The sequence below is a fragment of the Streptomyces sp. NPDC002853 genome (genome assembly GCF_053591915.1).
Genome location: NZ_JBSFUS010000006.1, coordinates 492,973 through 513,895, shown reverse-complemented (window position 1 = coordinate 513,895; position 20,923 = coordinate 492,973). Strand labels below are relative to the sequence as shown.

At 71.7% G+C, this 20,923-nt stretch carries 21 protein-coding genes; 11 read left to right on the top strand and 10 right to left on the bottom strand.

All coding sequences use genetic code 11. The features are described from left to right. Window positions 1-23 precede the first annotated feature (23 nt). From ACWD02_RS19435 to ACWD02_RS19425, 3 genes are read left to right on the top strand one after another with little or no spacing between them, the layout of a single operon-like run. The gene (locus ACWD02_RS19435) at window positions 24-2,039 is read left to right on the top strand and encodes an ABC transporter ATP-binding protein (RefSeq protein WP_451211883.1); all 2,016 of its coding nucleotides are present in this window, start codon (window positions 24-26) and stop codon (window positions 2,037-2,039) included. A 21-nt stretch (window positions 2,040-2,060) separates the two neighbouring features. Continuing rightward, window positions 2,061-2,687: a hypothetical protein gene (locus ACWD02_RS19430; protein ID WP_451211880.1), complete on the top strand. Its 627-nt coding sequence runs from the start codon at window positions 2,061-2,063 to the stop codon at window positions 2,685-2,687. Continuing rightward, window positions 2,684-3,457 (top strand): thioesterase II family protein, encoded by a 774-nt coding sequence (locus ACWD02_RS19425; protein ID WP_451211877.1) that lies wholly within the window; start codon window positions 2,684-2,686, stop codon window positions 3,455-3,457. Before ACWD02_RS19430 ends, ACWD02_RS19425 begins: the two co-directional genes overlap by 4 nt. On the opposite strand, the gene ACWD02_RS19420 is transcribed toward ACWD02_RS19425, so the two are convergent. Then, window positions 3,428-4,717: a sensor histidine kinase gene (locus ACWD02_RS19420; protein ID WP_451211874.1), complete on the bottom strand. Its 1,290-nt coding sequence runs from the start codon at window positions 4,715-4,717 to the stop codon at window positions 3,428-3,430. The genes ACWD02_RS19425 and ACWD02_RS19420 overlap by 30 nt on opposite strands. 158 nt (window positions 4,718-4,875) lie before the next feature. Here ACWD02_RS19420 and ACWD02_RS19415 point away from each other — a divergent pair, with 158 nt between their 5' ends. After that, a complete protein-coding gene (locus ACWD02_RS19415; protein ID WP_451211871.1) occupies window positions 4,876-5,085 on the top strand; it encodes a hypothetical protein in 210 nt (69 codons plus the stop codon). 39 nt (window positions 5,086-5,124) lie between these two features. On the opposite strand, the gene ACWD02_RS19410 is transcribed toward ACWD02_RS19415, so the two are convergent. The 3 genes from ACWD02_RS19410 to ACWD02_RS19400 form a co-directional block, all read right to left on the bottom strand. Next, window positions 5,125-5,544 (bottom strand): ribonuclease domain-containing protein, encoded by a 420-nt coding sequence (locus ACWD02_RS19410; protein WP_451211868.1) that lies wholly within the window; start codon window positions 5,542-5,544, stop codon window positions 5,125-5,127. 89 nt (window positions 5,545-5,633) lie between these two features. Beyond that, window positions 5,634-6,038, bottom strand: coding sequence for a hypothetical protein (locus tag ACWD02_RS19405; RefSeq protein WP_451211865.1), 405 nt, complete (start codon window positions 6,036-6,038; stop codon window positions 5,634-5,636). Window positions 6,039-6,070: 32 nt separating this feature from the next. Continuing rightward, the gene (locus tag ACWD02_RS19400; RefSeq protein ID WP_451212100.1) at window positions 6,071-6,979 is read right to left on the bottom strand and encodes a DMT family transporter; all 909 of its coding nucleotides are present in this window, start codon (window positions 6,977-6,979) and stop codon (window positions 6,071-6,073) included. A gap of 192 nt (window positions 6,980-7,171) precedes the next feature. Here ACWD02_RS19400 and ACWD02_RS19395 point away from each other — a divergent pair, with 192 nt between their 5' ends. Continuing rightward, window positions 7,172-7,912 (top strand): SDR family NAD(P)-dependent oxidoreductase, encoded by a 741-nt coding sequence (locus ACWD02_RS19395; protein WP_451211862.1) that lies wholly within the window; start codon window positions 7,172-7,174, stop codon window positions 7,910-7,912. Between the two features lie 85 nt (window positions 7,913-7,997). Here ACWD02_RS19395 and alc read toward each other — a convergent pair whose 3' ends face one another. Together alc and allB are read right to left on the bottom strand one after the other, a co-directional pair. Then, on the bottom strand, window positions 7,998-9,140 hold the full coding sequence (gene alc / locus ACWD02_RS19390; protein ID WP_451212097.1) for an allantoicase: 1,143 nt from the start codon (window positions 9,138-9,140) through the stop codon (window positions 7,998-8,000). Next, the gene (gene allB / locus ACWD02_RS19385) at window positions 9,137-10,471 is read right to left on the bottom strand and encodes an allantoinase AllB (RefSeq protein ID WP_451211859.1); all 1,335 of its coding nucleotides are present in this window, start codon (window positions 10,469-10,471) and stop codon (window positions 9,137-9,139) included. Before allB ends, alc begins: the two co-directional genes overlap by 4 nt. 375 nt (window positions 10,472-10,846) lie before the next feature. Between allB and ACWD02_RS19380 the strand changes: the two genes are divergently transcribed. Further along, a complete protein-coding gene (locus ACWD02_RS19380; protein ID WP_363209632.1) occupies window positions 10,847-11,662 on the top strand; it encodes an IclR family transcriptional regulator in 816 nt (271 codons plus the stop codon). A 90-nt stretch (window positions 11,663-11,752) separates the two neighbouring features. Further along, window positions 11,753-13,033 (top strand): low temperature requirement protein A, encoded by a 1,281-nt coding sequence (locus ACWD02_RS19375; protein WP_451211856.1) that lies wholly within the window; start codon window positions 11,753-11,755, stop codon window positions 13,031-13,033. On the opposite strand, the gene ACWD02_RS19370 is transcribed toward ACWD02_RS19375, so the two are convergent. Continuing rightward, entirely contained in the window at window positions 13,034-13,687 is a 654-nt protein-coding gene (locus ACWD02_RS19370) for a response regulator (protein ID WP_451211854.1), read from the bottom strand. Continuing rightward, a complete protein-coding gene (locus ACWD02_RS19365) occupies window positions 13,684-14,898 on the bottom strand; it encodes a sensor histidine kinase (RefSeq protein ID WP_451211851.1) in 1,215 nt (404 codons plus the stop codon). Before ACWD02_RS19365 ends, ACWD02_RS19370 begins: the two co-directional genes overlap by 4 nt. Before the next feature lie 135 nt (window positions 14,899-15,033). Between ACWD02_RS19365 and ACWD02_RS19360 the strand changes: the two genes are divergently transcribed. Together ACWD02_RS19360 and ACWD02_RS19355 are read left to right on the top strand one after the other, a co-directional pair. Next, on the top strand, window positions 15,034-16,119 hold the full coding sequence (locus tag ACWD02_RS19360; RefSeq protein WP_451211848.1) for an ABC transporter permease: 1,086 nt from the start codon (window positions 15,034-15,036) through the stop codon (window positions 16,117-16,119). Continuing rightward, window positions 16,116-16,814: an ABC transporter ATP-binding protein gene (locus tag ACWD02_RS19355; RefSeq protein WP_451211846.1), complete on the top strand. Its 699-nt coding sequence runs from the start codon at window positions 16,116-16,118 to the stop codon at window positions 16,812-16,814. The genes ACWD02_RS19360 and ACWD02_RS19355 overlap by 4 nt, the downstream gene beginning before the upstream one ends. Window positions 16,815-16,919: 105 nt before the next feature. Here the strand turns inward: ACWD02_RS19355 and ACWD02_RS19350 are convergent, their stop codons facing one another. Then, window positions 16,920-17,234 carry a DUF5955 family protein gene (locus ACWD02_RS19350; RefSeq protein WP_451211843.1) on the bottom strand — a complete coding sequence of 105 codons (315 nt, stop codon included), beginning with the start codon at window positions 17,232-17,234 and terminating at the stop codon, window positions 16,920-16,922. Window positions 17,235-17,430: 196 nt separating this feature from the next. On the opposite strand from ACWD02_RS19350, the gene ACWD02_RS19345 reads away from it, so the two are divergent. Beyond that, window positions 17,431-18,024, top strand: a complete 594-nt coding sequence (locus ACWD02_RS19345; RefSeq protein ID WP_451211841.1) for a nucleotidyltransferase family protein — start codon at window positions 17,431-17,433, stop codon at window positions 18,022-18,024. Between the two features lie 238 nt (window positions 18,025-18,262). Beyond that, a complete protein-coding gene (aceB, locus tag ACWD02_RS19340; RefSeq protein ID WP_451211838.1) occupies window positions 18,263-19,882 on the top strand; it encodes a malate synthase A in 1,620 nt (539 codons plus the stop codon). A gap of 126 nt (window positions 19,883-20,008) precedes the next feature. Here aceB and ACWD02_RS19335 read toward each other — a convergent pair whose 3' ends face one another. Beyond that, window positions 20,009-20,914, bottom strand: a complete 906-nt coding sequence (locus ACWD02_RS19335) for a HipA family kinase (RefSeq protein ID WP_451211835.1) — start codon at window positions 20,912-20,914, stop codon at window positions 20,009-20,011. Between the last annotated feature and the right edge of the window lie 9 nt (window positions 20,915-20,923).

Genomic DNA, 20,923 nt, shown 5'->3' with positions numbered 1-20,923 from the left:
CAGCACGGCAGGAAGGGAGAAGCATGCGGATCAGGCGGATCAGGCCGTCGCGCCGCTCCGACCCGAGCGGACGCGGCGCCGCGCAGCGGGACGCGCCGGACGCCGCCGCGCCCAGCACCCCGGAACTCGCCAAGGAACCCTGGGAGATGAACGAGGCGAACCTCTTCTCCGCGGGATTCTGGGCCATGGCGAGCGGCCTGCCCGCGCTGATCGGGCACGTCCTGCGGCTCGCCTGGCGGACCAGCAGGTTCGACACGTCGGCGGCCATCGTCCTCAACGCCGTGTCGGGCGGCTTCCTCTCGCTCGGCCTGCTGGCCACCACCTCGGTGATGCAGTCCCTGTTCACCGCGGGCCCCACCCCGGACCGGGTGCGCGACGCGCTCCCCTCCCTGCTGCTCGTGGCGCTCGCCCTCGCGCTGCGGTCCGGTTTCCAGGCGGCGGCCGCGTGGGCACAGGCGCGCCTCATCCCCCGCATCGAGCGGGCGGTCGAACTGCGGCTCATCGAACTGACCACGGAGGTGGACCTGGCGTCGTACGACGACGCGCGGTTCCACGACAGCCTGCAGCGGGCCCGTGAGCGAGGGACGGCCAACGCGCCCGTCACCGCCCGCGCCACCCTTGAGGTGTTCAGCAATCTCGTGGGCCTGGCCGCGGTGGCCGTGACGCTGGGCGTGCTGCACCCGGTGCTGCTGCCGCTGCTGCTCGTCACCGCCGCACCCGACTGGTGGGCGGCGGTGCGCTCGGCACGGATGCGCTATCGCGCGCTGTGGGACCTGATCGCGAGCCGCCGCCGCAAATGGATCATGTTCGAGCTGATGACGGACCGCAGGTCGGCGGCCGACGTGCGGTCCTTCACGATGCGGGGCTTCCTGCTGCGGCAGTACGACCGGGTGGCCACGGTCGAACGCGACGTGCAGATCGACCTCGCGCGCAAGGAGACCGGGGTGCGCCTGGCCGGGGACGCCATGAGCGGGGTCGCCACCGGGGCCACGTATGTGGCGCTCGGGCTGCTGCTCGGCGCCGGGGCGATCCCGCTGGAGGTCGCGGGCGCGGCGGTGCTGGCCATCCGCAGCGGCAAGGAGTCCCTGCACCTGCTGGTGCAGGAGATGAACAGGCTTTACACCGAGGGCCTCTACTTCTGCGACTACCTGGACTTCTGCACCGAGGCCGAGCGTGTCCTCACCCTGTCGGAGAAGCACGCCGCGCCCTCGTCGTTCGAGCGGATCACCGTGCGGGACGTGACGTTCAGCTATCCCGGCGCCTCGTCGCCCGCCCTCTCGCACACGTCCATCGAGATCGCCAGGGGTGAGGTCATCGCTCTCGTGGGGGAGAACGGCTCCGGCAAGACCACGCTGGCCAAGATGCTCGCGGGGCTCTACACGCCGGACAGCGGGGCCGTGCTCTGGGACGACACCTCACTCGCCGAAGCCGACCGATCCCAACTGTGGGAACACATCGCGGTCGTGGCGCAGAACCCCACCAACTGGCCGCTCACGGCGCGCGAGAACATCTCCATGGGCGACGGCGGGGAAGAGCGGCGGATGCGCGACGCGGCGGCGGAGTCGGGCGCCGACCAGTTCATCGACCGGCTCCCGCAGGCCTACGACACGCTCCTGGACAAGCGGTTCGAGAACGGCCGTGAGCTATCCGGCGGACAGTGGCAGCGCCTGGCCGCCGCGCGCGGCTTCTACCGCGACGCCCGGCTGCTGATCTGCGACGAGCCGAGCGCGGCTCTCGACGCGCGGGCCGAGCACGAGCTGTTCCGGGCGATCGGCGGTCACGCCGAGGACCGCACGGTCGTCCTGATCACCCACCGCCTGGCCAACGTGCGGTACGCGGACCGCATCTACGTGCTCGCCGACGGCCGGGTGACCGCGAGCGGCACGCACGAGGAGCTGATGGCGGCCGAGGGCCTGTACGCGGACCTCTACAACCTCCAGGCGGAGGCCTACCGCACGGACCAGCCGAACGGTCAGTCGAACGGGCAGTCGAACGGCCACCCGCTCGCCCTGCCGCGCCCCACCACACCCGTCGTCTAGCCACAGGAGACCGATCCCGTCATGACAAGGCCGACAAGCCCGGCCGCCCTGGTGCCCTGGGTCGCCCTCTGGGAGGGCGAGTCCCGGCTGGAACCGGTGCGCGTCGATCCGGTCAGCGGCGCCGTCCGCTACGAGCGCGAGGAGCCCGAGGACCGCGACGAGCACGGCGTCCTGTGGATGCGCCACCTCGGCCCGCGCGGCGAGGGCCGCCCGCTCTTCTCCCGGACGCACGCCCGCCGCCAACGAGAGTGCATGCGCCGCATGCTCTGCCAGGTCTGCGGCGAGCCGATCGCTCCCAGGGACGGCCGCCTGCCGTGGCTGCTGCCCGCGGGCGAGTACGGCAGCCGCCCCAAACGCCTGCACACCACCGGTACACCCCCCACCTGCCGCTCCTGCTGGGCGCTCGCCGCCGAGCACTGCCCGCATCTGCTGGAGGCGGGCGCCACGGCCCTGGAGGCCGGACAGGTCACGCCGTGGGGCGTGGCCGGCCTCCACCATCCGCCCGGCGGCGGAGAAGCGCGGTGGACGGGGTGCGGTTACGAGGGCACGGCACCGGCGGCCCTCGCCGGGATGCTGGCCGAGACACAACTGGTCGTCCTGAGCGACCTGCGGGAAGTCCCGCTGACCGGAAAGGACGGTGTGCTGTGAGCAAGGGACCGGAGAACGACCGAGACGATCGAAGCGACTGGATACGGCGCTTCAAGCCGGCGGAGCAAGCACCGTGCCGCCTTGTCTGCTTCCCGCACGCGGGCGGTTCGGCGAGCTACTTCCACGGCCTCACGCAACGCCTGGCCCCGGACGTCGACGTCCTGTCGGTGCAGTACCCCGGCCGCCAGGACCGCAGCGCCGAGCCGTCCCTGGAGAGCGTCACCGACCTCGCCGACGAGGCATACGAAGCCCTGAAGCCGTGGACCGGCAAGCCGTTGGCGCTCTTCGGCCACAGCATGGGCGCGATCGTGGCCTTCGAGGTGGCGCTGCGGCTCGCGGCCGACGGCACCGTGCCGCTGCGGCTCTTCCCTTCGGGGCGCCGGGCCCCCTCCCGCTTCCGCGAGGAGAACGTGCACCTGCGGGACGACGACGCCCTGCTGATGGAGGTGGCGAGCCTCGCGGGCACCGACAGCGCGCTCCTGGCCGACCCGGACGTGCGGCGGATGATCCTGCCGTCGCTGCGTGCCGACTACCGCGCCATCGAGACCTACCGGCACACCGGTGGCAAGCGCCTCGACTGTCCGGTGCTCGCGCTGGCCGGCGCGGACGACCCGAAGGCACCGCTCGACGACGTACGGGCCTGGGGCGAGCACACCACCCAGGGGTTCGATCTGGAGGTGTTCCCGGGCGGCCACTTCTATCTCAACGGCGAGACGGCGGCCGTGGCCGCACTGCTGCGCTCACAGCTCACCGCCGCGACCGGAGGGTGACTCCCACGGCAGCCAGGCGTCGACGCGGAAGCCGCCGTCGCCCACGGACCCGTGCTCGATGCGGCCGCCCGCCAGCGTGGCCCGTTCCGTGAGGCCGATCAGTCCCTGGCCGGAACCGGGGACGTTCGGCACGTCGCCGGGAGGCGGCGGGTTGCGTACCGACAGGGTGAGGCCTTCGCCCGGGGCGCCGGACACCGAGACCGTCACCTCGGCGCCGGGGGCGTGCTTGCGGGCGTTGGTCAGGCCCTCCTGGGCGATGCGGTAGGCGGTGCGGCCCACAGCGCCGGGCACGGCGGCCGGGTCGGTGACGCGGTGGTCGAGTGCGACCTTCATGCCCGCGTCGCGTGACTCGGCGACCAGCGTCTCCAGGGCCGTGAGGGTGGGCTGCGGCCGTCCCGATGCCTCACCGTCGCTGCCGCCGCGCAGGACGCCGATCACCTCGCGCAGATCCTGCAGCGCCTCGTGCGAGCTCTCCCGGATGACACCGGCGGCGCGGACGATCTCCTCGCGTGGCGCGTCCGGGCGGAACTCCAGCGCGCCCGCGTGCACGCTGAGCAGGGTGAGCCGGTGGGCCAGCACGTCGTGCATCTCGCGGGCGATGGACTCGCGGGCAAGGCGCTGGGCCTGTTCGGCGCGCAGGGCCGCCTCGTTCTCGGCGCGGATCGCGCGGTCGCGCAGGCTCAGCAGGAGTTGGCGGCGGGAGCGCACGAACATGCCCCAGCCGATGACGGAGGCGTTGATCAGCATGCCGATGAGGACGGCGGCCAGCCAGGGCAGGTCGGCGTCGGGCCGCATCCAGTAGATGAACGGCATCAGGCAGATCGAGACGCCGCCGATCCAGCCGACGTACCGGAAGGGCCGGTGCACGGCGAGGCTGAACAGCGCCACGGCGCCCGCGCCGCCCGCGGTGTCCGAGGCCAGGCTCACCAGGACCAGCGCGGCGGCGAGGCCGACCGGCCAGCGTCTGCGCAGCCAGACGGCGGCGCAGGCCAGTGCGCCGATCAGCTGGTCGGCCTCGGCCGCGCCGTGCGAGACGTTCGGGTTGCTGCTGACCGCGTCCGCGCCCACCATGCCGATGACGACGGCCGTGGCGAAGCAGGCGAAGTCGACCAGCCAGTCCCGCGCGGTCCGCCGGGGCCCGCGCCTGCCCTTGCGCGCCGACTGGTCCGGGTCGAACTCGGCGGCGACGGCCGAGGGCAGCGCCCAGGGACGCCTCGCCCAGGAGGCCGAGGGGTCCGACGGAGGCTGATTGCCGCTCATGGTCGACAAATCTACGCACTGCTTCGGGCATGGGCTGCCCTCCGGGCGTGATCGTCCACCAAAGTCGCGCACGGAGAGACTTTGGGAGGGTGCCGGGGGAAGAGGCCTCGCCCTGTGGCCGATGTGCGTGGGGGGCCCACGGGGCGAGGCTCTTCGGCATGAAGCAGGTACTTGAGCTCTTCGGCGTCCTTCTCCTGATCCAGGGTGCGGTCACCCTGGTGCACGAGCTGACCGGCCGGCTGCGCGGCTGGGGGATCGTGCGGCGGATCGGGTTCCTCGACGGATACGAGATCTACGCGGGCGTCACGCTGATCGTGCTGGCGCTCGCGCTGTTCGCGGTCGCGGAGAGCCGGAAGGCCCGTCGGTGAGTACCGTGCCGGGTCGGGCCGGGTCGGGCCGGGCCGGGCTCAGCAGGAGTAGTCGACCAGGTCGAAGGACTCGTAGTGGTCGGCGGTGTAGTAGTCCTCCTGGTTCTTCTCACCGGTCACGACGCGGCGGGCGCCACGGTCCGGTGAGCCCGGCGTGACCACGGTGTACTCGTGGTAGTAGCCGGAGCCCTGGGAGGGCAGGATGCCTTCCCTGTTCTGGAAGACGGTGCCGTCCTGCGGATACGGGTAGGGGCCGCCCGCCTCGATCAGGTCCAGGGTGTCGTGCGCCTGGGCGGGCAGCGCGGAGTGGCAGATGTCGCCGACGGCGGTGATGGAGTACGCCGTCGAGGCGGGGGCGTGGTGGTCCGGGAACGCGCTCGCGGAGGCGGCGACGGGGCCGCCGACGAGCAGGGCTGCGGCGAGGGCGGTGACACTCACGATTCGTGGGGGGATTCGCATGCGACCAGTGTGACGCGCGTAGAGGTTGTGGTGTCAACGCCAAGTGCGGTGAATTTTCCGGGAGTTAACCGAGCGCGGCCGGTTCTTCCTCAGTCCTTCTTCGCGGCGGCGGCCGCGCCCTTCGCGGCGGCGATGCGGTGCTCCGCCATGTACTCGCGCATCCGCAGACTGGTGGACCCGCTGCTGTAGAGCACCGCGCCCACCACCGAGAGCGGCACCGAGAGCCCCAGCCAGGCCAGCATCTCGGGCCACCTGCGCTGCGCGCGGCAGTCCTCCCACGTGGAGTCGTGCCATGTCGGGGCGTCGCCCTCGTAGAAGAGCACCGACTGACACGTGCGGCTGCTGGAGGAGTCGTCGTCCCCGTCGCCGAACGGCACCATCAACTGCCAGGCGAGCACCGCCCAGATGACGGCCGCGGCGAAGAACAGCACCCCGCCCCCGATACGGCGCTTCTCCGCGCCCGCGGCGAATTCCTGCTCGAAGTACTCGTTCATGGGCTCCCCCTGTTGATCGACCCCGGAACGTATCACCGCACCCCGCGGCCCCAACTGGTCCCCACCAGAACCAGCACACCCCCCACCAGACCCACCACACCCAGCCGCTCCCCGCCCAGCGCGATCCCGACCGCGGCCGCCCACAACGGCTCCGTGCCGAGCAGCAGGCTGACCCGTGAGGGAGACGTCCTGCGCACCGCCCACATCTGCACGAAGAAGGCGAAGAGCGTGCAGAACACGGAGAGGAAGAGCAGCCCGGCCCACTCGCGCGCACCGAAGCCGGCGGCGACGGACCAGGGCGACGCGCCCGTGCCCGCGACGGCGAGCACCGCGAACACGGTGACGGCGCCGCCCAGTTGGACCGTGGTCAAGGAGAGGGCGTCCGCGCCCTGCACGGCCTTGATCCGGGACATCGCAAGGACGTGCACCGTGCGCGCGAGGGCCGCCAGGAAGATCAGGCCGTCGCCCACCGAGGGCCGCGTGAAGCCACCGCCCTGGGTCAGCAGGACCACGCCGAGCACGGAGAGCCCGGCCGCGGCGAGGAAGGCGCGCGGCGGCCTCTTCCGCATCACCGCGGCCTCGGCGAGCGGGGTGAAGATCATGGTGAGGCTGATGATGAGGCCCGCGTTGGTCGCCGAGGTGTGGACGACGCCGTACGTCTCCAGGAGGAAGATCCCGCTCAGGACGAGGCCGAGCACTCCCGCCCCGCGCCACTGCGGCGCCGTCAGGGCGCGCAGGCCGCGCCATCCGGCGATCACGAGCGCGGGCAGCACGACGGCGAACCGCAGCACCAGGACGGCGACGACCGTGTGCGTCGTCGTGATGCCCTTCGCCGCGAGATAGCTGGCGCCCCAGACCACGGCCACGAGCAGGACGGGCAGATCGGTGAGCCAGGCACGGCGCGCGGCGGGCGGCGCGGCGGGAACGGTGAGCGTCGACACGGGCGCGGTCTCCAACGGCTGCGGTGATGTGGAGACTTCGGCGGCTCTCACGCGGGTCGATCACCGTATCCCCTCCCCGGAGAAAGCGGTGTCCATTTCCCGCCAGCGACGGCGCACTCCGCCCGCTTTCATTGAAACCGCAAGCACTTCTCAGGCATCACGCACATAACCACGCGAATGAGGTTTACGGACATGTCTTCTCTGACCGGCAAGACCGCTCTCGTCACCGGCGGCAGCCGCGGCATGGGCGCGGCGATCGCTCTGCGGCTCGCACAGGAGGGAGCCGACGTCGCGATCACGTACGTCAAGGAAGAGGCCGCCGCTCTCGACGTCGTCGCCAAGATCGAGTCGACGGGGCGGCGCGGGTTCGCCATCAGGGCGGACGCGGCGGACCCCGGCGACGCCGCGGGCGCGGTGGAGCGCGCGGCGGACGATCTGGGCCGCCTGGACATCCTGGTGAACAACGCGGGCATCGGAGTTCTCGGCCCCATAGGGGAACTGGCGCTCTCCGACGTCGACCGGGTCCTCGACATCAACGTACGCGCGGTCTTCCTGGCCTCGCAGGCGGCGGCCGGCAGACTGGCCGACGGAGGCCGGATCATCTCCACCGGAACGGCGCTCGTCCGGTACGTGGGCGCGGGCGGCAGCGCGCTGTACGCGATGAGCAAGGCGGCCCTCATCGGCATGACGAAGCCTCTGGCGCGGGAGCTCGCCGGGCGTGGGATCACCGTGAACGTGATCCACCCGGGAGCGATCGACACGGACATGAACCCGGCCGACGGTCCGTTCGCCGAGCCCCAGAAGGCGGCGGCCGCCCTTGGCCGGTTCGGCTCCGCCGACGAGGTGGCCTCGCTCGTGGCCTATCTCGCCGGTGAGGACGCCTCGTTCATCACGGGCACGGAGCTCGTCGTCGACGGCGGGCACTCCGCGTAAGCGCACGCGGGCATGGTGATGGGGCGCACCGGGGCTTTCCACCCGGCGCGCCCCACGTTCTTCAGCGGGCCTCAGAGGCTCCGGTTCAGCCGCCGAGCTCCTGGTGACGCGCCGTCAGACGACTCTGTCCCGCCTCGGTCAGCGAACCGAAGAGGTGCAGCCGCGAGATGCCGCCGTCCGGGAAGATGTCGATGCGCACGTGGGTGCCGACGACCGGGGCGTCCAGGACGAAGCGGTGGTTGGTGTCGGGCTGCAGACGGGTGCGGGGCAGCGCCTCGACCCACTCGCCGTCCTCGCCGTCACGCACCGAAAGGGCTGCCCACCCGGCGGAGTTGCCCTTGAGGTAGGCCGTGTCGATCTCGACGGAGCGGATCTCGGACTGGCCCACCAGCTGGTAGCGGATCCAGTCGTTGCCGTTGTCGCGGCGACGCCGGGTCTCCCAGCCGTCGTCCATCTTGCGGGAGCGGCCCGGCTGGATGGTGTTGGTGGCCGGGGAGTAGAAGCGGTCGGACGCGTCCTCGACCTGGCCGCCGTTCTCCAGGGCCACGACGTCGAACGTGCCGAGCGCCGCGAGCCACTTGGGGTCGGCGACGACCTCGCCGTACACGCGCAGGCGGGCGATGCCGCCGTCCGGGTGCTGGTTGACGCGCAGGTGCGTGAAGCGCTGCTCCAGGTCGACGGCGAAGCCGTTGGCCGCGTGGCCGCCGACTGCCGTACGCGGCACGAGGGTCGTCCACTTCACGTCGTCCGAGAGGAGTTCCTCGGGGGTCGGCGAGCCGTCGACGCTGGTGCCCTCGACGGACACGGCCTGCGGGTAGTTGCCGCGGAAGTGGGCGGTGTCGATGACGATGCCGCGTACGACGCCGGGGGCGCCGAGGCGTACGAGCGCCCAGTCGTGGTCGTCGGCGGTCGGCCACGGGTGCTCGCCGGAGACGCCACGGCGGCGGCGGGTCTCCCAGCCGTCCATGACCTTGCCCTTGTGGCCGAAGTGCTCGGGGTCGAACACGGCCGGGTGCGCGAGGAGGAGGTTCTCGCGCATCGCGAAGAACTCGTCGTTGGCGGCGATCACACCGGCGCCCAGCTGCCGGTCGGCAAGGTTGGCGTACTGCGTGAAGGGGAAGTCCGCGGTGCGGTAGTCCGCGTAGGGGTCGCCGCCGCCGTAGGGGCTCGCATCGCCGGTGAAGGTGGCCAAAGGGGATATATGCTGCGCCGTCGTCACAGTGATCAGTTCTTCCTTTCCAGAAGTCGGCCTGCGGGTTCGCTGAACTCGCCGCCGTGCAGGATGCGTTCGCCGCGCAGCCAGGTGGACTTCACGACGCCGCTGAGGGTCTTGCCCGCGTACGCCGTGACTCGGTTCCGGTGCTGCAGCTCCGCGGGGTCCACGGTGAAGGTCTCGTCGGGCGCGAGGACCGCGAAGTCGGCGTCGCGGCCGGCCTCGATGGCGCCCTTCTGGTCGAGTCCGACCAGTTCGGAGGTGCGCGTCGACATCCAGCGCACCACGTCCTCGAGGCTGTGGCCGCGCTTGCGGGCCTCGGTCCAGATCGCGGGGAGGCTCAGCTGGAGGCCGGAGATGCCGCCCCACGCCGTCGCGAAGTCGTCGGTCTTGAGGTCGGCCGTGGACGGCGAGTGGTCCGTCACGATGCAGTCGATGGTGCCCTCGGCGAGCGCCTCCCAGAGCAGGTCCTGGTTGGCGGCCTCGCGGATGGGCGGGCAGCACTTGAACTCGCTCGCGCCGTCCGGGACTTCCTCCGCGGTGAGCGTGAGGTAGTGCGGGCAGGTCTCGACGGTCAGCTTGACGCCCTCGCGCCTGGCGGCGGCGATCAGGGGCAGCGCGTCGGAGGACGACAGGTGCAGTACGTGGACACGGGCGCCGAGCCGCTTGGCGAGCGAGATGAGCCCCTCGATCGCGACGTCTTCAGAGACGCGCGGGCGGGTTTCCAGGTAGTCCGTGTACTTGGGGCCGCTCTTGTGTGGGGCCGCGTCCAGCTCGTGCGGGTCCTCGGCGTGCACGATGAGCAGGCCGCCGAAGCCCGCGATCTCCGCCATGGAGGTGGCGAGGCGGTCCTGGTCGAGGTGCGGGAACTCGTCCACGCCGGACGGCGAGAGGAAGCACTTGAAGCCGTAGACACCGGCGTCGTGCAGGGGCTTGAGGTCGCCGACGTTGTCGGGCAGGGCGCCGCCCCAGAAGCCGACGTCGATGTGCGCCTTGGTGCGGGCCACGTCCTGCTTCGTGCGCAGGTTGTCGACGGTGGTGGTCGGCGGCAGGGAGTTGAGCGGCATGTCGACGAGGGTGGTGATGCCACCGGCGGCCGCGGCACGGGTGGCGGTCCAAAAGCCCTCCCACTCCGTGCGGCCCGGGTCGTTCACATGGACGTGCGTGTCGACGAGTCCGGGCAGCAGGACGTCGTCCCCGAAGTCCTCGACCCTGGCCCCCGCCGGCACCTCGGCGTCGTGTGCGAGCACGGCCGCGATCTTCCCCCCGGAGACCGTGACCGACGCGGCGCGGGTTCCCTGCGGGGTGATCACGCGGGTCGAGCGCAGCACCAGTTCTACGTCCACGTCCTCAACGCCCTCTCTTCGCTGTTGCTTGTGTGTTCGTTCTTTTCCGCTACACAGACCATTCGTTTCCGCTAAACGGAATTCAACGTTCTGTTGAATGAGTCTTCACGGCCGACCCCGAACCGTCAAGGGGCCATCCCGAGCACACTGGACGTTTCCACAAAGTGGAATTAGAATTCCGCAGGCCAGAACGTAGCTACGCACAACCGGGCCGTCAAACGATCACCGGGTGTGACGGCGGAGAAGCGGACAAAGGCTCCCCGACCGGTCCCTGGACGGCCCTGACCGGCGATGACGCCAGGGCCGCGAAGGGACCTCGCGAGGAACCGCCCGGTAGGCTGCTGCCTTGCCCGTCAGCCCCGAAAGGACTGCGCCGTGCCGACGTCAAGCGCCAGCGACGCCTCCACCGAAGTCGCCGCCTCCAAGCCGCCCGCTGCCAGCGGTGGTGTCCAGTCCCTCGAGCGCGCCTTCGACCTCCTCGAACGGATGGCGGACGCCGGCGGCGAGGTCGGTCTGAGCGAGCTCTCCGCGAGCAGCGGCCTCCCGCTGCCCACGATCCACCGCCTGATGCGCACACTGGTCGCCTGCGGCTACGTACGCCAGCAGCCCAACCGCCGCTACTCCCTCGGCCCGCGTCTGATCCGCCTCGGCGAGTCGGCGTCCCGCCTCCTCGGCACCTGGGCGCGCCCCTACCTCGCGCGCCTGGTCGAGGAGACCGGCGAGACCGCGAACATGGCGCTGCTCGACGGCGACGAGATCGTGTACGTCGCCCAGGTGCCGTCCAAGCACTCCATGCGCATGTTCACCGAGGTGGGCCGCCGGGTCCTGCCCCACTCCACGGGCGTCGGCAAGGCCCTCCTCGCCCACACCCCGCCGGACGAGGTACGCGCACTCCTCGCCCGCACCGGGATGCCCGCCGCCACGGAGAAGACGATCACCACGCCGGAGGGCTTCCTCGACGCGCTCGAAGTGGTCCGCGGCGCGGGCTACGCGGTCGACGACAACGAACAGGAGATCGGGGTGCGCTGCCTGGCGGTGTCGGTCCCCAACTCCCCCACGGCGGCCGCCATCTCGATCTCCGGCCCGGCGGGCCGCGTGACCGAGGCCGCCGTGGAGAAGATCGTCCCGGTGCTGCAGGAGGTGGCGGTGGAGCTCTCCGCCGCGCTGGCCAGCTCGGGTCCGGCGGCGTAGCCCCGCCCGACAACCCCCACCGGGCGGCTCCCGGCCGCTTCCGCGCGGCGCCCGCCGGCCGGCGATGCCGCGTCAGGCATCATGCCGCGCATGAGTGACTCCGATGCAACCAGCGCGGTCGGCCGGAGCGGTCTCGCGCACCGTCTGGTACCGATGACCGGCCGTGACCCGGAGGAACACGGCCGGGCCTCCTCCCCGCTCGAGCTGCTGTTCGACCTGACCTTCGTGGTCGCCGTCGGCACCGCCGCGTCCCAGTTCGCCGAGATGCTCGCCGAGGGCCACGCCGGCCAGGCGACCCTCGCGTTCCTGCTCGCCATGTTCGCCATCAGCGTCGCCTGGATCAGCTTCAGCTGGTTCGCCTCCGCCTTCGCCACCGACGACTGGCTCTACCGCGCCCTGACGATGCTCCAGATGATCGGCGTCGTCGTGTTCTCGCTCGGCCTGCCGGCGATGTTCCACTCCCTCGACGCGGGCGACCACCTCGAACTGCGGGCCATGGTGATCGGCTACGTCGTGATGCGGATCGCGATGGTGGCGCAGTGGTGGCGGGCGAGCCGGGACTCTCCCTCCTTCCACAAGGTCGGGACGGCCAACATCCGCTGGACCGTGATCGCCCAGGCCGGGTGGATCGTCGTCGGCTTCACCGAACTGCCGCTCGCCGCGGTCCTGGTCGCGTTCGTCGTGCTCGGGGTGCTGGAACTCGCGCTGCCGCTCCTCACCCAGGGCCGCGCGGGAGGCACCCCCTGGCACCCCCACCATGTCGCCGAACGCTACGGCCTGTTCGCCATCATCACCCTCGGCGAAGGCGTCGTCGGCACCATCGCCTCGTCGGGCGAACTCCTGGGCGGCGCGGACGGAACGCAGTGGGGCGTGAACGCCGTAGCCGTCGTCGTCGCCGGAGTCGGTCTGACCTTCGGCATGTGGTGGGTGTACTTCGCCACCCCCTTCGGAGACATCCTCACCCACCGCCGCAACCGCGGATATCTCTTCGGCTACGGACACATCCCCCTCTACGTCGGCATCGCCGGAGCAGGCGCGGGGCTGCACGTGGCAGGGCTGTACCTGGAACACCACGCGAAGATCGGCGAGGTCGCCGTCGTCCTGTCCCTGGCCCTCCCCGTCGGCCTCTACCTGCTGACGGTCTATCTCCTGCACACCCTGCTGCTCTCCGCCACGGACCGCTTCCACCTGCTGCTCATCGGCCTCACGCTCGCCGTGCTCGCCGTGGCGGTGCTGCTCTCGGCGGCCGGTGTCGCGATCGCGGTGTGCCTGCTCGTCGTCATGCTCGCCCCGTTCGTCACGGTGATCGGCTACGAGACGATCGGCCACCGGCACCAGCAGCGCATGCTGGAAAGCATCGCGGGATCCTGACTAGCCCGCGCCGCCCCGGATCAGCCCTCGCCCCGTCGCCACGGCTACCGCCGCCGTGCGCGAGTCGACGCCCAACTTCGCGTAGATGTGCACCAGGTGGGACTTGACGGTGGCCTGGCTCAGGAAGAGACGCTTGCTGATCTGCAGGTTGGACAGCCCTTCCCGCACCAGCCTGAGCACCTCCAGCTCGCGCCCGGTCAGCGCCTCCCCGGGTGCCCGCATCCGGTCCATGAGGCGGTGGGCGATGGCGGGAGCGAGCGCGGACTGCCCCGCGGCCGCGGTCCGCACCGCCGCGGCCAGTTCCTCCGGCGGCGCGTCCTTCAGGAGGTATCCGGCGGCCCCCGCCTCGACCGCGGCGAGGATGTCGGCGTCCGTCTCATACGTCGTCAGGACGAGCACCCGCGGCGCCCCGGGCACGGCGGTGATCGCGGCCGTGGCCTGCGCCCCGTGCATGCCCGCCCCGAACTGAAGGTCCATCAGGACGACGTCGAACCCACCGGTCGCGGCGAGCGCCACCGCTGCCTCCGCCGTCGCCGTCTCCCCCGCCACGGTGAAGTCGGCCTCGGTGTCGAGCACGGCACGCAGCCCGGCGCGGACGACGGGGTGATCGTCCGCGAGGAGCAGCCGGATGGGCTCCGGCGGCCCGGCGCTCATGGCGCGGCCCCCGTCGGAAGCGGCAGGGTCACCGCGACGGCCGTCCCCTGGCCCGGCGCCGACTCCACGCTCAGCGTCCCTCCCAGGGACCGGGCGCGCGCCCGCATCGCGGGAAGACCGAAGCCGCCGTCCCCGCGGGGCGCCGACGCCGGGTCGAAGCCGCGGCCGTCGTCCACGACGTCCAGGGAGACGGACGTGTCCATGAAGCTCAGGGTGATCTCGGCACGCCCCGCGCCCGCGTGCCGGACGGTGTTCGCGAGCGCGGACTGGGCGGTGCGGAGCAGCGCGACCTCGTACGGGGTGGGCAGCTCGGTGGGTGCGCCGCTCACCGTGAACTGGACGTGCAGGGCGGAGCCGGGCGACGCGGACGCGGAGAGGCGCTCCAGGGCTCCGGCCAGGGAGCCGTGCGCCAGGTCGGGCGGGCTGAGGGCGCGTACGAAGCGCCGTGCCTCCGCGAGGTTGTCCTGCGCGGCGGCGCGGGCCTGCTCGATGTGCGGCGCGGCGGCGGAACCCGCGGGCAGCGCGCGTTGGGCGGCGCGCAGCAGGAGCTGGATGGAGGAGAGGCCCTGCGCGAGCGTGTCGTGGATCTCGCGGGCGAGGCGCTCGCGCTCGGCGAGGGTGCCCGCGGTCCGCTCGGCGGCGGCGAGCTCCGCCCGCGTGGCGACTAGCTCGTCGATCAGCTGCCTGCGCCGCTCGCTCTCCCGGTACAGCGCCTCGTATCCGAGGACGGTGGCGACCGCCACGGCCGCGCCGAGCAGCGGTCCGATGAAGCTGCCGGGCGACAGGGGCGAGCCGTGCGACACGAAGCCGGTGATGGCGGCGGCCGCGGTGAGCGCGACGGCGGGCAGGGCCCAGCGCACGGGCAGCAGGTGCAGCTGCAGGAAGTACAGGGGGAAGGCCGTCCACAGCCCGTCCGGCGACAGGACGAGCAGCGCCACCCAGGAAAGGCCGAGCGCGCCGAGCCACAGCGCTGCCGCCCGCTGCGACCGCGCCACGGCCGGGCTGAGCGTGCCCGCCACGTAGACGCAGCCGATGACGGCCACGGCCGCCACGACAGCCCCGGCACGCGGCGCTCCGTCGGCCAGGGCCCGCACGGCGGCGAGCACGAGCAGCCCCGCGAGCAGCGCGTGCAGGCAGAGCCGCAGGACAAGCGTGACGGGGGTGGGCCGGTGGGGTCCCGTGGGGGGCTTGGGAGCTTCGGAGGTGTTCATCGGACCTTCCAGCGTATGCGGAGCCGCCCCTCGGCCCCTCAACCAAAAGGTTGATCGTGGGCTCCCCCCTTCGATTCGGGTGAAGCGTGCTGTGGCGCGATGCCCGGGGCGTGTGCGCGGACGGAGGGTGGGGGCATGTTCGTCGCATGGAGAGACCTTCGGTTCGCCAAGGGGCGGTTCGCCCTGATGGGAGCCGTCGTCGTACTCATCACTCTGCTCGTGGGGCTCCTTTCCGGGCTCACCGCCGGGCTCGCCAGGGAGAACACCTCCGCGATCACCGGTCTCCCGGCCGACCACCTCGCGTTCGCCGCGCCGCCCCCCGGTCAGTCCCGCTCCTTCACCAGCTCCCAGCTGGAACAGCGCGCCTGGGAGAAGTGGGCGGCGCAGCCGGGCGTACGGTCCGCACAGCCGATCGGCATCAGCACCCTCAACGCCACCGCGGGCGACCGCTCGGCCGCCGTGTCCGCGTTCGGCGTCGAGCCGGACTCCGGGATCGCGCCCGCCGGCGTCGCGCCGGGCGAGGCCGTGCTCTCGCAGAAGGCCGCGGCTGACCTCGGGGTCGGTGCCGGGGACACGGTGCGGCTCGGCGGCAGCGGGGTCCGGGAACGGGTGGCGCGGGTCGCGTCGGACGCCTCGTACAGCCACACCCCCGTCGTGTGGACCGCGCTCGACGACTGGCAGGGGCTCGGCCACCGGGGAACGTCGACGGACGAGCAGGCCACGGTCATCGCGCTGCGGACCGGCGGTGGGGTCGACCTCGCGGCCGGCGACAAGGCCGCGGGCACGGAGACGACGACGCTCGACGGCGCACTCACCGCGATCGGCTCCTACCAGGCGGAGAACGGTTCGCTGCAGCTCATGCGTGGCTTCCTCTTCGTCATCTCCGCGCTCGTCATAGGAGCGTTCTTCACGGTGTGGACGATCCAACGCGCGGGCGACATCGCGGTGTTGAAGGCGCTGGGCGCCTCGACGCCGTATCTGCTCAGGGACGCGCTCGGACAGGCCGTGCTGATGCTGGCCGCCGGGACGGCCCTGGGGACGGGCATCGCGGCGGTGGTCGGTTCCGCGATCAGTGGCGGGGACGTCCCCTTCATGCTCGATCCGCCGACCGTGCTGTGGCCCGCCGCCGTGATGATCGCCCTCGGGGCGCTGGGCGCGGGTCTGTCCGTCCGACGGATCACCGCCGTGGATCCGCTGACCGCGCTGGGGAGTGCCCGATGAGTCTGTACCTCGAGGACATCACGCTGACGTACCCGGACGGCGAGGGACGCCTCACGGCGCTCGCCGGCGTCGGCCTCGACGTCCCCGCCGGAACACTGACGGCGGTCGTCGGCCCGTCGGGCTCCGGCAAGTCCAGCCTGCTCGCGGTGGCCGCGACGCTGGTCACCCCCGACCAGGGCCGGGTGGTGGTCGGGGGCACGGAGACGGGGTCCCTCTCCGCCGCCGAACGTGCGGAGTTGCGGCGCCGGAGGATGGGCATCGTCTTCCAGCAGCCGAATCTCCTGGCGTCGCTGACGGCGCTGGAACAGGTGGAGCTGATGGCGCGCCTGGACGGCCGCGGGCGCCGTTTCCACGCCGTCGAGGTCCGGGAGCGGGCACGGGAACTCCTCGACACCGTGGGCCTCGCGGACCTCGCACACCGGCGCCCGCATCAGCTCTCGGGCGGCCAGCGCCAACGGGTGGGCATCGCGAGGGCGCTGATGAACGCGCCCGCGGTGCTCCTGGTGGACGAGCCGACGAGCGCGCTGGACCACGTACGGGGCGCGGCGGTCCTCGACCTGCTGGGCAGGCTCACGCGGGAGTGGAGAACGGCAACGATCCTGGTCACCCACGACCGAACACGCCTGACGGTCGCCGACCGAGTGGTGGAACTGGTGGACGGCAAAACCCGCACCTCAGCCCCGTCCCGCACCTGAGAACGCCCCCGGCGGCGAGCGGACTTCACGGTCCGCTCGCCGCCGGGGTCGGTCGGTCCGTCGGTCGATCGGTCGGTCCGTCGGTCGGTCCGTCGGTGTGAGGGTCTACCTCGCGCCCGGCTCCCCGAAGAGTTCCACCGCTCCGCGGACCGCCGCGAGACCCGCGGCCAGCGCGCTGACGGAGCCGATCGCTCCTGCGACGAGAAGCAGCGAGCGTCGCAGCCTCGGCACCTCGGGCGCACCGTTCCGGGCCATCGCGGCCAGCGCCGCGAGCTCGTCCTCGGCGATGCCCCGGTCGGGAAACTCGGCCGGATGCGCGGCGAGCTCGCGGCGCAGTCGCGACACAGCCGTGCCCAACTCCGCGACTCGCGGATCCTCCTCGATGCCGGTCACTCGCCTCTGCCCCACGCTCCGCAACACAGCTCTCCCCCTCGCACGACGTCGTGCGCAGTTCACGTTCAGATCTTGCCGACCCCGCGCGGCGTTGGTCAGACGCCAGGGGCCGCGGGCCAGTAAACGCCAAGGGACGCGGGACGCGCCACTTTCTGGCCGGAAGACACCGCCTCGGGTTCCGGCGGGCCGCGGCCGTGGGGACAGGGTGCGGTATGCAGGAGCCATGACGAATCCGATGATCGCCGGACTCCTCCTCGCCGCGGGCGGCGGGCGACGCCTCGGCGGCCGCCCGAAAGCGCTCCTCGACCACCAGGGGCGGCCCCTCGTGGAGCACGCGGTCCGCGTACTGCGTGAGGGCGGGTGCACGCGCGTGCACGTGGTGCTCGGCGCGGACGCCGATGTCGTACGGGAGAAGGCCTCGCTCCCCGGCTGCGTACTGATCGACAATCCCGACTGGGCGCAGGGCATGGGTTCGTCGCTGCGGGCGGGGCTGCGTTCCCTGAGCGGCACGGATGCCGAGGCCGCCCTCGTCTCCCTGGTCGACCAGCCCGGCATCGGCCCTGCCGCCATCGCCCGCGTGCACGCCGCCCACCGCTCCCGGGCCACCCTCGCGGCCGCCGCGTACGACGGCGAGCGCGGGCACCCGGTGCTCTTCGGCGCCGACCACTGGGCGGGCATCGCGGCGAGCGCGACAGGCGACCGCGGGGCACGCGCCTATCTGAAGGAACACGCGGGAGAAATCACCCTCGTCGAGTGCGGGGACGTGGCCCGCGCGTACGACATCGACACGCCCGCCGACCTGATCCATCTTGAGTGAAACCTTGTGTGACCGGGATGGCACTCAGCGACACGTTCTGTCGATGAAGAGAATCTCGACATCAACAGACGATTGAACTTCCACTATGAGGAAACTAGTATCCACTGTTCAGAAGCACCCGTTCCCTCATGTGGGGTCCACGGCCGTATCTCGGCTCCGGTGGCACTGAGTGTCACTGCGAATGCCCGGCGGTCGCCGCGGCACCACCTGTGAAGCTCGCTGAAGGAAGTGACAGCTCATGTCCGCACCAGCGCAGTCCCCGCTGGCCATCGTCGACGCGGAGCCTCTGCCGCGGCAGGAGGAGGTCCTCACCGACGCGGCCCTCGCCTTTGTGGCCGAGCTGCACCGGCTCTTCACGCCCCGCCGTGACGAGCTCCTCAGCCGCCGCGCCGAGCGCCGCGCCGAGATCGCAAGCACCTCCACGCTCGACTTCCTTCCCGAGACCGCCGCGATCCGCGCGGACGACTCCTGGAAGGTGGCCCCGGCCCCGGCCGCCCTGAACGACCGCCGCGTCGAGATCACCGGGCCGACCGACCGCAAGATGACCATCAACGCCCTGAACTCGGGCGCCAAGGTCTGGCTCGCGGACTTCGAGGACGCCTCGGCACCCACCTGGGAGAACGTGATCCTGGGCCAGCTCAACCTCACCGACGCCTACGAGCGCCGCATCGACTTCACGGACGACCGCAGCGGCAAGTCGTACGCCCTCAAGGACGCGGGCGAGCTCGCCACCGTCGTGATGCGCCCGCGCGGCTGGCACCTGGACGAGCGCCACCTGCAGTTCGAGGGCACTCCGATCCCCGGCGCGCTCGTCGACTTCGGCCTGTACTTCTTCCACAACGCCAAGCGCCTCATCGAGCTCGGCAAGGGCCCGTACTTCTACCTCCCGAAGACGGAGTCGTACCTGGAGGCCCGCCTCTGGAACGACATCTTCGTCTTCGCCCAGGACTACGTCGGCATCCCGCAGGGCACCGTCCGCGCCACGGTCCTCATCGAGACGATCACGGCCGCGTACGAGATGGAGGAGATCCTCTACGAGCTCCGCGACCACGCCTCCGGCCTGAACGCGGGACGCTGGGACTACCTCTTCTCCATCGTCAAGAACTTCCGTGACGGCGGCTCGAAGTTCGTCCTGCCGGACCGCAACCTCGTGACGATGACCGCCCCCTTCATGCGGGCGTACACCGAACTCCTCGTCCGCACCTGCCACAAGCGCGGCGCGCACGCGATCGGCGGCATGGCGGCGTTCATCCCGTCCCGCAAGGACGCCGAGGTCAACAAGGTCGCCTTCGAGAAGGTCAAGAACGACAAGGACCGCGAGGCCGGCGACGGCTTCGACGGCTCCTGGGTCGCGCACCCGGACCTGGTCCCGATCGCGATGAAGTCGTTCGACGCGGTGCTCGGCGAGAAGCCCAACCAGAAGGACCGCCTGCGCGAGGACGTCAAGGTCGCCCCCGGTGACCTGATCGCCATCGACTCCCTCGACGCGAAGCCCACGTACGACGGCCTGGTCAACGCCGTCCAGGTCGGCATCCGCTACATCGAGGCGTGGCTGCGGGGCCTGGGCGCCGTCGCCATCTTCAACCTCATGGAGGACGCGGCCACCGCCGAGATCTCGCGCTCGCAGATCTGGCAGTGGATCAACGCGGGCGTCGTCTTCGAGAACGGCCGGACCGCCACCGCCGACCTCGCCCGTGAGGTCGCCGCCGCCGAACTGGCCGCCATCCGCGCCGAGATCGGCGAGGAGGCCTTCGCGGCCGGCAAGTGGCAGCAGGCCCACGACCTCCTCCTCCAGGTCTCCCTGGACGCGGACTACGCGGACTTCCTCACGCTGCCCGCGTACGAGCAGCTGCGCTGACCCGTACCCGGAGATGACCAGGGCCCCCGGCACCGCACAGCGCCGGGGGCTCAGTCATGAGTGCCCCTTCGGGGTGCCCCGTAAGGGGCGCGGGGAACTGCGCGCCCGGCCACATGCGTTTTGCAGCTAACCGATATGCCGCGACCAGTCCTGCTCAGCCGCAGGCTTCCCGTGCAGGTCAGGCACCCGCTTCAGCCAGGCCGGACGGCCTCTCTCGGTAGCGGCCGCGCGCCGCGCATCCGCGGCGGCGAGCTCGCCCCGGCTGGGGAAGTCCACCGGCAGCCAGGCCGCCGAGGAACGAACGCGTGCCAGCAGGAAGTTCACATACGCCTCCCGCACCTCGTCGGGTGACGAGAAGCCCGGCTCGTCTGCCAGCCACGCCTCGGGGACGAGGCCGACGATCTCGCGAAGAGCGGCCTCCGTGACGAGCGGCGCCAGCTCCGCGTCGGCGGCCCGCGTGTCCGGTCCGTACCCGCCCAGCGCGTGATGCCGGAAGTCATACACCTTGTCCGGCGCGGACGCGCCCCAGCGGTGGTGGAAGACCAGGGCCGCGCCGTGGTCGATCAGCCACAGCCTCGGCCGCTGGAAGCCTGACGTGGGCCAGATCATCAGGTTCGAGCTGTGCACCGTGCGGTCGACGTTCGCGGTGAGGGCGTCGAGCCACACCACCTTGCCCGCCTCCAGCGGGTCCACGTCGAGCGGCTCGGGAGTGAAGTCCACCGCGCCCGGCAGGAGGTCCATGCCCAGGTTGAGACCGGCACTGGCCCGCAGCAGGTCCTGTACCTCCTGGTGCGGCTCGTCCGACGCGACCGCAGGGTCGAAGTGGACCAGGACCAGCTCGGGAAAGCGCAGGCCGAGGCGGCGGGCCAACTCGCCGACGATGATCTCGGCGACCAGCGCCTTGCGGCCCTGCGCCGAACCGGTGAACTTCACGACGTAGGTCCCGAGGTCGTCGGTCTCGACGACGCCGGGCACGGAGCCCCCGGTCATCAGCGGGTTCACATACCGGACAGCAGTCACTTCACGCAGCACACCGGCAAC